Annotated in this window: 12 protein-coding genes; 4 read left to right on the forward strand and 8 right to left on the reverse strand. The window is 68.2% G+C overall.

Annotated elements, in window-relative coordinates; genetic code table 11:
* Positions 1–367: 367 nt before the first annotated feature.
* From RT513_RS17670 to ubiA, 4 genes are all read right to left on the reverse strand, one after another.
* A complete protein-coding gene (locus RT513_RS17670) occupies positions 368–607 on the reverse strand; it encodes a hypothetical protein (protein ID WP_313534198.1) in 240 nt (79 codons plus the stop codon).
* 373 nt (positions 608–980) lie between these two features.
* Complete coding sequence (locus RT513_RS17675) at positions 981–1298, reverse strand: hypothetical protein (protein WP_088215838.1); 318 nt, start codon at positions 1296–1298, stop codon at positions 981–983.
* 59 nt (positions 1299–1357) lie between these two features.
* Positions 1358–3391, reverse strand: a complete 2034-nt coding sequence (locus RT513_RS17680) for an OmpA family protein (RefSeq protein WP_290689945.1) — start codon at positions 3389–3391, stop codon at positions 1358–1360.
* A gap of 58 nt (positions 3392–3449) precedes the next feature.
* Positions 3450–4415 (reverse strand): 4-hydroxybenzoate octaprenyltransferase, encoded by a 966-nt coding sequence (gene ubiA / locus RT513_RS17685; RefSeq protein WP_290689944.1) that lies wholly within the window; start codon positions 4413–4415, stop codon positions 3450–3452.
* 12 nt (positions 4416–4427) lie between these two features.
* Here ubiA and RT513_RS17690 point away from each other — a divergent pair, with 12 nt between their 5' ends.
* The 4 genes from RT513_RS17690 to RT513_RS17705 all read left to right on the forward strand — a co-directional run bounded on the left by RT513_RS17690 (position 4428) and on the right by RT513_RS17705 (position 8456).
* Positions 4428–5147: a 16S rRNA (uracil(1498)-N(3))-methyltransferase gene (locus RT513_RS17690; RefSeq protein WP_088215841.1), complete on the forward strand. Its 720-nt coding sequence runs from the start codon at positions 4428–4430 to the stop codon at positions 5145–5147.
* Positions 5148–5524: 377 nt separating this feature from the next.
* Entirely contained in the window at positions 5525–6499 is a 975-nt protein-coding gene (locus RT513_RS17695) for a GNAT family N-acetyltransferase (protein WP_290689942.1), read from the forward strand.
* Positions 6496–7026: a hypothetical protein gene (locus tag RT513_RS17700; protein ID WP_290689940.1), complete on the forward strand. Its 531-nt coding sequence runs from the start codon at positions 6496–6498 to the stop codon at positions 7024–7026. The genes RT513_RS17695 and RT513_RS17700 overlap by 4 nt, the downstream gene beginning before the upstream one ends.
* A 68-nt stretch (positions 7027–7094) precedes the next feature.
* Entirely contained in the window at positions 7095–8456 is a 1362-nt protein-coding gene (locus RT513_RS17705) for a glutamate--cysteine ligase (RefSeq protein ID WP_290689938.1), read from the forward strand.
* Positions 8457–8496: 40 nt separating this feature from the next.
* Here the strand turns inward: RT513_RS17705 and plsY are convergent, their stop codons facing one another.
* From plsY to RT513_RS17725, 4 genes are all read right to left on the reverse strand, one after another.
* Positions 8497–9105 (reverse strand): glycerol-3-phosphate 1-O-acyltransferase PlsY, encoded by a 609-nt coding sequence (gene plsY / locus RT513_RS17710; protein ID WP_290690010.1) that lies wholly within the window; start codon positions 9103–9105, stop codon positions 8497–8499.
* On the reverse strand, positions 9105–10499 hold the full coding sequence (pyrC, locus tag RT513_RS17715) for a dihydroorotase (RefSeq protein WP_313534199.1): 1395 nt from the start codon (positions 10497–10499) through the stop codon (positions 9105–9107). The genes plsY and pyrC overlap by 1 nt, the downstream gene beginning before the upstream one ends.
* Before the next feature lie 360 nt (positions 10500–10859).
* Complete coding sequence (locus tag RT513_RS17720) at positions 10860–11423, reverse strand: hypothetical protein (RefSeq protein ID WP_088215845.1); 564 nt, start codon at positions 11421–11423, stop codon at positions 10860–10862.
* Entirely contained in the window at positions 11414–12376 is a 963-nt protein-coding gene (locus RT513_RS17725) for an aspartate carbamoyltransferase catalytic subunit (protein ID WP_035707867.1), read from the reverse strand. Before RT513_RS17725 ends, RT513_RS17720 begins: the two co-directional genes overlap by 10 nt.
* Positions 12377–12640: the final 264 nt, after the last annotated feature.

A 12640-nucleotide genomic window follows, 5' to 3' on the forward strand; every position in this document is an offset into this window, starting at 1 on the left:
TTGGCTCTTGGCTCTTGGCTCTTGGCTCTTGGCTCTTGGCTCTTGGCTCTTGGCTCTTGGCTGGTGGCTGGTGGCTGGTGGCTGGTGGCTGGTGGCTAGAGTGAAAATCGGAGCAGCGGCGGGGCGTCATCGTGCTGTTGGGGCCTCCTGACATTGCGGAAGCGAACAGCAATTTTCAGCAAACCTTCCTGACCGGGGTCAGGCGAGTTCTGCCACGCTATGAGGAATCTCGCAGCCAAGGGGATGAATCATGAAGTTATTGCAATTGGTTATTCATGTTCTACCGGGAGCGCATGCGCGTCGGAGCCGGTATCCGGGCGCAGGAGCTGATCGAGTAGCCTCTGGTTTTCTAGACGCCTTCCGCCTTTCAAGCGCCGCTGTCATTCAAAAGTTGATGGGTGACGGCATCAAGTTTCTGACGTGTTTGCCTACGGGGCGGTGGTGCCCATACATCGAACACGTCGTGCTGTGCTTTCCGCGCGTGTTTGTAGGTGCGGTACCAGATACGCTCGCGCTCGATGAGCGGAAGCGCTGCGTTGTCATGGCTCTCGCCGCTTCTCATCAGGAGTTCAGGATTGTGAGCCGGGATGAAGGTCGCCCAGTCCACGCCGGTGGCTGTGACCCTGGGGCGGATCAATATGTCTTGCTTCGGGGCCGTTGCCGCCCTCACGCCAAGTGCAGCGGTTACGGCACACGTCGGTCGTTTGGATCGACCAACCAACCACGTGGCGGGAATAAAGGCCTATCATAACGGCGAGATATTTCCGCGTGGCCTGCCGACAGATGAACGCAATTGCTGCCGGCGGCTCCGCGATACTATCAGGAAAGGGACCGGGCTCAGGAAGCTTGCAAAACCTACCTATCTACCGCTCACCGCTGGCGCAGGAAGCCCGCAAAGCCCGACCCACTGCCAGCATTATGCAGTGACCGGGGCGACCTACTGCTGGTGGAGCGTGGACGGCTGGCACGACGCGGCGCGTTCAGTGCTCGCCCAAGCGATGACGGAGGCGTTCGTTTTCCTCACGCGCCTGCCGCACGGCATCCATCGCCGCCATCAGTTCGGCTTCCCGGCCCTCGCTCTCGTGGCGCATCTCCTCCTCCCGCGCGGACAGATGGGCGAGGGCCGCGTCCCGCGTCTCCTCCGCATCGTGGAGCGATTGCGCCATGCTTTCCAGTTCGTCCAGATCGGCCTGCGACACGCGCGTCAGGCGGTGGACGAGCCAGTGCGCGAACCAGCCCAGCAAGAAGGCGATGAACAGCGCGATGGCCGTGGCGATGATGAATTCGGTGCGGTTCATGGTCTTGGCCGTCGCTGGGTTCTGGTTGCCGGGAGGACCGCCTGCGGAGGCGGGGCGGATCAGTTGGTATCGGGGGCTTCCGTGGCGGGGGACGGTTCCTCGTCGCCATCGATCGCATCCATCGGTTCACCCTCCTCACTCGCATCGTCGTCCATGGACCCTGCCGTTTCCTCTGCCGGGGGGGCTTCGGCCTCTGCCGCGCGGGCGGCATCGGTCACCGCTTCGGGGCGGGCCGTCGGGGCGGGCACCGGCTCCGGCAGGGCGGGCTGATCGGGGGATCCGATGATGAGGGTGAAGGCGATGCGCCGGTTGGCCTCACGCCCCTCCTCCTTGCCGTTGTCGGCGATGGGGCGCGTCTCGCCATAGCCGCGCGCCGTGAGGTTGGAGATCGGCACCCGGCGCGCAAGCAGCGCCTCCAGCACCGCCTCCGCCCGCGCCTGGCTGAGCTGGAGGTTCATCTCGTCCCGTCCCTGACTGTCGGTATGGCCGCCGATCTCCATCTTCACGTCGATGCAGGGGATCATCGCCTCCGCCACCTTGTCGAGCGTCTGGCGGGCATCGGCGTTGATCGTGGCGGAGCCGGGTGCGAAGGTGATCTTGTGGCTGTCGAGGATCGCGTTGATCGTGCGCACGCATTCCTGCGGGGTCGGCAGCGCGGCCTGCGGATCCAGCCGTTCATCATAGCTGACATCGACCGTATAGGCCGCGCGCCCGAGACGGGAGGAGAGGGTGCGGGTGATGTTGCCCCGCGCAGACTTGTCGCCGGTGACGCCACGGACGGCGATGCGGTCCTGCGTGACCAGCAGTTCACCCCGGTTCAGCTCTCCCAGCGCCTCCAGCCCCGCGAGCACGCGGAGTGCCCAGCCCTGGGGCAGCCGGTCGTCGAGCCGGGTCGTGACGTTGACCGCCCCGGCGCCGAAACGGGCGCGGGCGTAGCTTTCCACGGCCGCGCGCTGGCGTTCGTCAAGGAACCGGCCGCGCAACGTGACGCCGCCTTCGGCATCCAGCGTCGCGGTGAATTCGGGCGGACCGCTCTCCGCGGTCGCGGCCTCCTGCACCGGGGCAACGGGACGATTGGCATGAAGGGAGAAAAGGCTTGGGAGGGACGCGTCGAGATTGCTCACCACCTCCTCGAACCTCTGCGCATCGGTGCCTTCGGCGGCTTCCAGCGTGATATCCGCATCTGCGAGCGTCAGCGTGCCGCCGCCAAGGGCCGCCAGCGCCGCGATGCTCTGCGCCGCGGCCTGCCCCCAGTCCTGCGAGGGCGCGCCGAGGCCGACCTGACAGTCGATCGGTTCTTCCATCCCCGCTGCCCGCGCGGCGGCGATGATCTGGCCGAGGGCCGCCTCATCCGGCGCGGCGCAGGCATCGAAATGCGGGTTTTGACCGTCCATGACGAAGCGCAGCGTGAATGGCGTGATGACCGGGCGGGGCGCGGAAATGTCGAGCGTGACCGGAACGCTTGCGGGCATCTGCGCCCGCAGTTCACGTTCCAGCCGCTGTTTCTGCTCCGGGCTGTCGGCGACGGCGGTCACCGCCACCCTGCCTGCGGCGATGGAGATCTTCGAGCGGGGCAGGAGTTCCGCCGCCTTCACCCCGAAACCGACTGCCTCCGCCCAGCCCTCGGGCACCGGCTGCTGCGTGGCCTCCACCATGTCGGAGACGCGCACGCCATTGGCTACACGGATGAGCGGGTCGAGGATCGCCTCCCGCCCGGTTGCCACCGGGATCAGGCCGATCACCGAGATGCCGTCACGGTTGCGCAGGATTTCCACGGAAAGGGTCGGCGCGGGGATCACGGCGGCTGCCGCCACCTCCAGCGTATCGATGACGCGGGACGGGTCCACCACGCCCCCCGCCACGGTGAGCGCGCGGAACCGCGCGGCCTCCGTCGGCGCCGTGCCTGCCAGAGTGACGGTCAGCCCGTCGGCCGAGGCGCGCGCCCATGTCACGTTCGCTGTGTCGAGCGCGCCATCCACCGCACGGACGGCGCGATCCTCCACCGCGCGGGCGGCGAAGCTCGCCCCGATAAGGGAAAGGCCCGCCGCGGCTGCGAGGGCAAGAGTGCTGAGAAGCGCAGGGGAAAGACGCATGAAGGCCCCGTGTCGTTCCGGTCGGCGCCTGCTTAAGTCCCCTGTCCCCCGGCTTCAATCAAACGAAAAGTGAGATGGCAAGAAACAGCGCAGGGATCAGACCCGCATCGCGGTTGGAGCGGAAAAGCCTGAGGCAGAGATCCGGGTCGTCGATGCGGAGTTTGGTCAGTTGCCACCACAGGTGAAAGCCGAAGCACCACACGCCCGCGAGCCCGAGGATCAGCTTCAGCGGGCTGCCTGTCGGCCCGAGGGCGGAGAGGAAGGCGAAGCTCATCAGCACGACGGAGGCGCCGAGGAAGATCGTCAGCCAGCGGTGCGTATCCTCTCCGAACAGCCGGGCGGTGGATTTCACGCCGATCAGCGCGTCGTCCTCCTTGTCCTGATGGGCATAGATGGTGTCGTAGAACAGCGTCCAGGAGATCCCCGCGAGATAGAGAAACACCGGCGCCCAGGACAGGCTGCCCATATGCGCCGCCCAGCCGAGCAGAGCCCCCCAGTTGAAGGCGAGGCCAAGAAACACCTGCGGCCACCAGGTGAACCGCTTGGCGAAGGGATAGATCGCGACCAGCGCCAGCGACAGCACCCCGAGCGCGATGGCCAGCCAGTTGAAGGTGAACAGGATCAGGGCGGAGATGCCCGCCTGTATCGCCATCCAGATCGCCGCCTGCCGCACCGTGACTTGACCCGAGGGAATGGGGCGGGAGCGGGTCCGTGCAACGGAGCCGTCGAAATCCCGGTCGGTGATGTCGTTCCAGGTGCAGCCGGCGCCGCGCATCAGGATCGCACCGACACCGCTGGCGAGGATGAGCCACAGGTCGTAGAACGTGAACCGCGTGGCCGAGGCCGCGAGCAGGATGGACCACAGCATCGGCAGGTAGAGCAGCCATGTTCCGATCGGGCGGTCCGCGCGCGACAGGCGGAGGTAGGGGCGGAACACGCGGGGCGCGCGGGTATCGACCCAACTTCCGCTGACCGCATCGGCGACGCGTCCGTCCGCCTCTGGCATTCCGAAGGGGTGGGTCATAATCTCGCCCTCATGTCACGCATCAGACTTCATGTAGACCACCCGCTCGCCCAAGGGCAATCGCTCCCGCTGACGGAGGCGCAGGCGCATTACCTGTTCGGCGTCATGCGGCTTGGCCCCGGCGATGACATCCTCGTGTTCAACGGGCGGGAGGGGGAGTTCCTCGCCCGTGTCACCCGTGCGGCCAAGCGGGGGGGAGAGCTTGAGCTGGCGGAGAAGACGCGCCCGCTGCAGATCCCGCCCGATGTCTGGCTGCTTTTTGCCCCGATCAAGAAGGCCCGTACCGATTTCATCGTGGAGAAGGCGACGGAACTTGGCGCGGCCCGTATCTGTCCGGTGCAGACCGATTTCACCAATGCCGAACGCATCCGGCAGGACCGGTTGCAGGCCCATGCGGTCGAGGCGGCGGAGCAATGCGGTGGAACCTTCGTGCCGGAGGTGGAGGAGTTGCGCCCGCTGTCCCGCTGGCTCTCCGGCTGGGACGCAGGGCGGCGGATTCTGTGGGCGGACGAAAGCCTCGTCGGCGCGGCCGCAGCGCTTTCGGGTGCGGAGCCCGGACCATGGGCCATCCTCATAGGGCCGGAGGGCGGCTTTTCTCCTGCCGAACGGGACAGGCTCCGGGCGCTGCCCTTCGTCTTGCCGGTCTCGCTCGGCCCGCGCATTCTGCGGGCGGACACAGCGGCCGTCGCGGCATTGACGTTATGGCAGGCCGCGCTGGGAGACTGGGGATGAGTGCTGCGGGAATACCGTATCCGCCCGCAGAATGCGCGGGCGGGCGCTTCCGGGATGTCGCTGTCTGCGGGTGGGAAGGTGGCGTGGGAGGCCGGAGATGAGTGCCGCGAGGATGCTGTATCCACATGCGGTGGCAGAAGGCCGCGCAGGCCGTCGCTTCGGGGATGTCGGCTCCCGCCGCTGCGGGTGGGCAGGTGGCGGGAGGAGGCAGGAGATGAGTGCTGGGACGATACCGTATCCACTTGCGGTGGCGGAAGGCCGCGAGCGCCGGCCTTCCGGGATGTCGGTTTCCGCCGTCTGCGGGTGGCAGGCCGCGCCGGGGATCGGGAACGAGCGGGCCGGGCCGCTCCGCGGGGGGTTGAGGTTGGAGGGAGATGATGTCTGAGATCGTCAGGGAGGCCGGGGCCGGGGGGACTCCGGCCACCGTCCGGCGGGTAACGGCGCGGGAAGTGCCCGCGCTCTCCGCCTTTCTCGCGCGCCACGCGGAAACCTCCATGTTCCTGCGCGAATCACTGCTTTCCGGTATCGACGGAGGGCCTGAGCCGAAGAATGCCCGCTTCTGGTGGGTGGGCGGGGGCGCCGTCGCGCTCAGCACGGCCGGGTTCCTGTCGGTCCAGCTTCCCTCCGCCACGCCCGCCGATCTGGCCGCCCTTCGTGCCGCTCTGGCAGGGGAACGTGTTTTCGGCATCGCCGGAGAAGCGGGGCAGGTGGCTGCGCTGCTGCCTGCGCTGGCACTCGGGACACCGCGGTTCGACGGTGCGGAGCCGCTGTGCCGGCTGCAACTGAGCGGCCTCCGCCTGCCGGAGGGGAACGCCGTGCTCCGCCGTCCGCTGCCCGGCGATCTGGACTGGCTGGGCCGTTGGCGGCAGCGCTACGAGGCGGAGCTTCACGGTGCGGCGGAACTTGAGGCCGTGACCCGGCATATCGCGACGCTGATGGCGCAGGACCGGCTTCGCATCCTGATGCAGGGGGGCGTGCCGATGGCGATCACCGCTTTCAACGCGCGCCTGCCTGCGCCCGCGCAGATGGTTCAGGTGGGCGGGGTCTATACACCTCCCGCTTATCGCGGACGCGGCTATGCCCGTCTCGCCGTCGCGCTGCATCTGGCGGAAGCCCGGGGGGAGGGGGCGGAAACGGCCATCCTTTTCGCCTCCGGCCCGCCGGCGCTCCGCGCCTATCAGGCCATCGGTTTCCGGCAGATCGGTGCCTATCGGCTGACGCTGTTCCCCGAGGCGCGGGCCGTGCCGGTGTCGCCCCGGCCTTTGTCCGATACCGCCGCTCAGTCGGGCCGGAGCACTTATCCGGGTGCTTCCGCCGCTCCCGGCCCTTCGCTGCGGAAGGAAACGCCATGAGCGCGCCGCTCCTCCGCCCCGAAGCGGTGGCCACGCTCCGCCGCTGGCAGGAGGTGCTCACCGGCCTTGCCATCGCCGCCGTGGGCCTGTGGGTGGGGCTGTCCGGCGGCTGGTTCTTTGGCGCGGTCGGGGTGCTTGCCGGCATGGCGGGGCTGGGGCTGGCCGTGATCGGGGTGAGGCGGCTGCGCTTCCGGCCTGCCACCACCGGCATCGGCGCGGTGGACGTGCTGGAGGGGCAGATCGCCTACCTCTCGCCTTTGCCGGAGCGCGGCGGCTTCGCGTCGATCCCGGAAATCACTTCCCTCTCCCTCGTTCTTTCGGATGAGGGCCGGGCATGGCGCATCGGGCAGGCGGGGGCGGCGCCGCTGGTCGTTCCGGTGGATGCGAGAGGGGCCGAGCGCCTTTACGACGTGTTCGCGACCCTTCCCGGCCTGCATCTGGGTGCCGTGCTGGCGGCGTTGGAGCGGAGCGAGGGCGATGTGCTCATCTGGCGTCGTCCCGTTCGTCAGGTCACGTCGAAGCCTTGACTTGGGCCGCGCCGATTGCGACGAGTTGCGACCGTTAAGAACTTCCCCAGAACTGCCCGGAGAGCGACATGTCCATTCCCCAGTCCGGCGGCGGGCCGATCGAGAACCGGGCCGCGCTGGCCGACTACCTTGCCTCCGGGTGCAAGCCGCCGTCCGAGTGGCGCATCGGCACGGAGCATGAGAAGTTCGGCTTCCTGACCGACAGCCACGCACCGCTTCCCTATGACGGCGAGCGTTCGATCCACGCACTGCTGAAGGGCCTGCAACGCTTCGGCTGGGCACCGGTGGAGGAGCAGGGCAAGCTCATCGGCCTGTCCCGCGACGGCGCGAGCGTGAGCCTCGAGCCCGGCGGGCAGTTCGAGCTTTCCGGTGCCCCCCTCGCCACGGTGCATGAGACGGCCGCGGAAACCGCACGTCATCTCGCCGAAGTGGCGGAGGTCACGGCCGATATGGGCGTGGCGTTCATGGGGCTTGGCGCTGCGCCGGAATGGACGCAGGACGAGATGCCGGTGATGCCGAAGGGCCGCTATCGGCTGATGACCGAATACATGGGCCGCGTGGGCACCCACGGCACCCAGATGATGTATCGCACCTCCACCGTGCAGGTGAACCTCGACTTCGGCTCGGAAGCCGACATGGTGAAGAAGTTCCGCGTGAGCCTCGCGCTGCAGCCCGTGGCGACGGCGCTGTTCGCCAATTCGCCGTTCTTCGAGGGCAGGCCCAACGGCCATATGAGCTGGCGCAGCCGGATCTGGCGCGATCTGGATGCCTCCCGCACGGGAATGCTGCCCTTCGTCTTCGAGGAGGGATTCGGGTTCGAGCGGTATGCGGACTGGGTGCTCGATGTGCCGATGTATTTCGTCTATCGCGACGGAAATTACGTCGATGCGCGGGGGCAGTCCTTCCGCGATTTCCTCGACGGGCGTCTGCCTGCCCTGCCGGGAGAGACGCCGACCCTGTCCGACTGGGCCGACCATCTGACCACCGTCTTCCCCGAGGTCCGCATCAAGAAGTTCATGGAGATGCGCGGCGCGGATGCGGGCGACAGGGCGCAGCTTGCGGCGCTGCCCGCCTTCTGGGTCGGTCTGCTCTACGATCAGGACGCGCTGGATGCGGCATGGGAACTGGTGAAGGGCTGGGACGCGGCCACGCGGGAGGAGCTGCGCATCGCCGCCTCCGTCGCGGCACTCCGCGGCGAGGCGAATGGCGTCCGGCTCCACGACGTGGCGCGGGAGGCGCTGGCGCTGGCGGAAGGCGGGCTGAAGGCCCGCAACCGGCTGGATGCCGAAGGGCGTGACGAGACGGTGTTCCTCGCGACCCTGCGGGACAGGGTGGCAAGCGGCAAGGTGCCTGCCGACCGGCTGCTCGACCTCTATGACGGGGAATGGGGGCGCGACCTCTCCCGGATCTACGCCTCCCAGCGGTATTGAGCAGGGGCGGGAGGGGAGGGCCCTCTCGCCGACTTTCGCGTTACTTCTTCGCGCCGATGCGGGACTCGGTGCCCGCGATCAGGCGGGAGATGTTCTCGTGATGGCGCAGGAAGATCAGCACCACGAGCAGCAGGATCAGCCCCACCGTCTGCTGATAGCCCAATACCCAGGCCCAGACGGGCGACAGCGCCGCCGCCACCAGCGCGGAGAGCGAGGAATACCGCGTGGCATAGGCCACCACGAGCCATGTCACGCAGGCTACGACCCCCACCGGCCAGGCCAGCGCCAGCACCACGCCAAGAAAGGTCGCCACTCCCTTGCCGCCGCGAAAGCCGATCCAGACCGGAAACAGGTGGCCAAGGAACGCGGCCAGACCGGCCACCTGCGCCGCGTCCTCGCCCAGAAGGTGGCGGGCAAGGAGCACGGGCACCGCGCCCTTCACCGCATCGAGCAGCAGGGTCAGCGCCGCCGCCTTCTTGCTTCCCGTCCTGAGCACGTTGGTCGCGCCGATATTGCCCGAGCCGATCTCGCGCAGGTTGCCAAGCCCCATCGCCCGGGCCAACAGCAGCCCGAAGGGGATCGACCCCACCAGATAGGCGAGAACCGCCGTGACGATCAGTGCGAGCGGGGAGGAGGTCAGCGCAGGGATCACGCCTGCCCCCCCAGCTTCGCGCCGTGAACCTGCCGGCCGGAGACGAAGGTGGCCGCGACCTTGCCCTGCATCCGCTCTCCGTCGAACGGCGTGTTCTTGGATTTCGACAGCAGAGTGAAGCGGTCCAGCACGAAGGGGGCATCCGGGTCGAACAGCACGAGATCGGAGGGCGCGCCTTCCGCCAGCCGTCCCGCTTCCAGCCCGAGCCTGCGCGCCGGGTTCAGCGCCAGCGCGCGGAACAGCACCGGCAGGCTCACCAGCCCCGCATGATGGAGCCGCAGGGCGGCGGGCAGCAGCGTCTGAAGCCCGACGGCACCGGGGGCGGCCTCCTCAAAGGGGAGGCGCTTGGATTCCTCGTCCTGCGGCGTGTGGAAGGAGGAGATCGTGTCGATCAGCCCGGAGGCCACGGCCTCCACCACCGCGCGGCGGTCCTCCTCCGAGCGGAGGGGCGGCGTCACCTTGAAAAAGGTGCGGTAGTCGCCGACATCGAGGTCGTTCAGCGTGAGGTGATGGATCGACACACCGGCGGTGACATCCAGCCGCGCCTTCGCCCGTTCCAGCACCGGCAGCGCGCGGGCGGTGGTGATCTGATCCGCGTGGTAGCGCACGCCCGTCATCTCGACGAGCGTCATGTCCCGCTCCAGCCCCATGCGCTCCGCGATGGGCGAGACGCTGGGAAGCCCGCGGAGCGAGGCGAACTTCCCCGATGTCGCCGCCGCGCCGTCCGAAAGGCCCGGATCCTGCGGATGGCCGATCACCAGCGCGCCCAGCGATTTCGCATAGATCAGGCAGCGGGACAGCACCTTGGTGTTGGTCACCACATGGTCGCAATCGGAAAAGGCCACGGCGCCCGCGTCGATGAGGAAGCCGATCTCCACCATCTCGCGCCCCTCCCGCGCGCGGGTCAGCGCGGCGATGTGGCGGATATGGACGGGTGAGACTTCCGCCGCGCGGCGGGTGACGAATTCCAGCATCTCCGGGCTGTCGATCGCGGGGTTGGTGTCGGGCCGGACGACCATCGTCGTCACCCCGCCCGCGGCGGCGGCCAGACCGGCGGAGCGGAAGCTCTCCTTGTGGCGCTCGCCCGGTTCCCCGACCTTCACGCCCATATCGACGATGCCGGGGGCAAGGTGCAGGCCGCGTGCGTCCACCGTCTCGCCGGTGCGGTCTTGCCCGTCCACGGCGGCGATGCGGCCCTCCGCGATGCGGATGGTGCCGGGCCGCACCTCGCCCGCCTCGGGATCGACCAGCCGGACATTGGTGAGCAACAGGCCCGCGCCGCTGTTGGCGGGCGGTGCGGCGAGGGCTGCGCCGCCCCCTGTCAGAGCTTCGTTCGCCTCGGTCATGGCAGCCTCCGCCTCCGTTTCCGTCGCAGCATCATGCCGCGTCATTTCTTTGCGGCTGGGAGCCGCTGTATCATGGCGCGCGCCCGCAGCCGGTTCGGCACGGTTTCACGCCGCGCCTTTGCCCGCGCGATCTGCGATTTCGCCGTGGCGGCGTTGCTGCATCCGCCCGCGGTATCGCGCCGCGTGGATTTCCATAGCGCCCCGGATCGCGCGGGTCCATGGTCCGGTCGGTTGAGGCGGCGCCGATCTCCCGGCGAATGCGGGCAGCGACCGCGCCCTCGGCATCTCGGCGAAGGCTCGTAAGCCCTTGCACCGCTGCTCCGGGGAGGGGGCTTGGCGACATCCCGCCCCGCGGTGGTCCGCCGTCCATCCTCGAACCCGACCCCAGCGATTGAGTGCCGGTCCTCAAGGCCGTAGGATCTCGCCGCCCGCGCGGATCTTCCGCATCATGTCATGGACGCGGCGGGCCTCGGCGATCCGCTGAAAGCCGATGCGGCGGCGGCCGGGGCGGTTGGAGTTGAACTGCTGCCCGAACCAGATCGTGCCGGGCACCTCTCCGTCGTAGTCGAGCAGCACCATCTCATCCAGCGGCCAGGATTTCAGTCGCTTGCGCCCCATGGGGTCGGTTGCGATGAAGGCGCGCCGGTCGGTGAGCGTATAGACGGTGTGGCGCAGAACGTATGCCTCCCAGAGAAGCCGCAGGCCGCCATGCCACAGCCCGCCAAGCAGGATCATCACGCCGAACAGCGGAAACAGCCGGGCGATGAGGTCATCCCCCCCGGCCTCCACCGTCACGGCGATCCAGACGAGGCCGAAGATCACCAGCGGCAATGCCGAGGCGAGCCGCCCCAGCGAGGCGCGCGACAGGTCCAGCCCCGGTTCGGGCTGCCCCTGCCAGAGAACCCGCTCTCCCGGTTCCAATATGCCTTCCCAGCCGCCGGAGGCGGAAGCGCCCTGTGTCAGGCCCACTCACCCACCGCCTGCCGCCCACGCTCCGCCCGCAGGTTGCGGGCCAGCAGGTCCATCGCCGCCATGCGGACGGCCACGCCCATCTCCACCTGCTCCTGAATGACCGAGCGGTTGATGTCGTCGGCGATGGTGCCGTCGATCTCCACCCCCCGGTTCATCGGGCCGGGGTGCATGACGATGGCATCTTCCTTTGCGTGGGAAAGCTTTTCGGCATCCAGACCGTAGCGGTGGAAATACTCGCGTTCCGACGGGATGAACGCTCCGTCCATCCGCTCCTTCTGGAGCCGGAGCATCATGACCACATCGGCATCGGCAAGCCCGGCCTTCATGTCGTCATATACCTCCACCCCGAATTCCTGCACCCCCGTGGGCATGAGAGTCGGCGGGCCGATCAGGCGGACGCGGTTCTCCATCTTGCCCAGCAGGATGATGTTGGACCGCGCGACTCGGCTGTGGGCGATGTCGCCGCAGATCGCGATGGTCAGCCGGTGGAGCCGCCCCTTCGCCCGCCGGATGGTCAATGCGTCCAGCAGGGCCTGCGTCGGATGCTCATGCCGCCCGTCGCCCGCGTTCAGCACGGCGCAGTTCACCTTCTGCGCAAGCTGGTCCACCGCGCCGGAGTTCTGATGCCGCACCACGAGAAGGTCCGGGTGCATGGCGTTCAGGGTAAGCGCCGTGTCGATCAGCGTCTCCCCCTTCTTCACGGAGGATTGCGACACCGCCATGTTCATCACATCGGCCCCGAGCCGCTTGCCCGCGAGTTCGAAGCTCGCCTGCGTGCGGGTGGAATTCTCGAAGAACATGTTGATCTGGGTCATCCCCGCCAGCACGTCCGACTGCTTCACCGTGCGCCGGTTCAGCTCCACATATTTGTCGGACAGGTCGAGGACGGTGCGGATTTCCTCGGGGTGCAGGGGTTCGATACCCAAGAGATGCTTCGCCCGGAACGTCATGCGTGCCCCCTTCGCTGCCTGCCCGCTTATAGGGCAGGGCGGGCGGGCGGGCAAGGCGGCGCCGGGGCCTCACAAGGGAGTTTACCCAACACGCGGCGCGGCGTAGGGAAGGGACATGCTGGAATCGCTCGATCACGAGACGGCCCTCGCGCTGCTGGAATGGCAGATCGAGCTCGGTGCGACCGAGGCGATCGGCGAGGGTCCGGTGGATCGCTTCGCCGAAAGCGCCGCGGCCCGTGCGGCGCGCGCGCCCGCCCGTTCCGC

The sequence above is a fragment of the Haematobacter sp. genome, assembly GCF_032102465.1.
Lineage (GTDB): Bacteria > Pseudomonadota > Alphaproteobacteria > Rhodobacterales > Rhodobacteraceae > Haematobacter.

Excerpts from the sequence above, each read along its gene's own strand:
- RT513_RS17690 (WP_088215841.1), top strand. The coding sequence starts at position 4,428 with ATGTCACGCATCAGACTTCATGTAGACCACCCGCTCGCCCAAGGGCAA.
- RT513_RS17680 (WP_290689945.1), bottom strand. The coding sequence starts at position 3,391 with ATGCGTCTTTCCCCTGCGCTTCTCAGCACTCTTGCCCTCGCAGCCGCG.
- pyrC (WP_313534199.1), bottom strand. The coding sequence starts at position 10,499 with ATGACGCGGCATGATGCTGCGACGGAAACGGAGGCGGAGGCTGCCATG.
- RT513_RS17705 (WP_290689938.1), top strand. The coding sequence starts at position 7,095 with ATGTCCATTCCCCAGTCCGGCGGCGGGCCGATCGAGAACCGGGCCGCG.
- ubiA (WP_290689944.1), bottom strand. The coding sequence starts at position 4,415 with ATGACCCACCCCTTCGGAATGCCAGAGGCGGACGGACGCGTCGCCGAT.
- RT513_RS17695 (WP_290689942.1), top strand. The coding sequence starts at position 5,525 with ATGTCTGAGATCGTCAGGGAGGCCGGGGCCGGGGGGACTCCGGCCACC.
- RT513_RS17700 (WP_290689940.1), top strand. The coding sequence starts at position 6,496 with ATGAGCGCGCCGCTCCTCCGCCCCGAAGCGGTGGCCACGCTCCGCCGC.
- RT513_RS17725 (WP_035707867.1), bottom strand. The coding sequence starts at position 12,376 with ATGACGTTCCGGGCGAAGCATCTCTTGGGTATCGAACCCCTGCACCCC.
- RT513_RS17675 (WP_088215838.1), bottom strand. The coding sequence starts at position 1,298 with ATGAACCGCACCGAATTCATCATCGCCACGGCCATCGCGCTGTTCATC.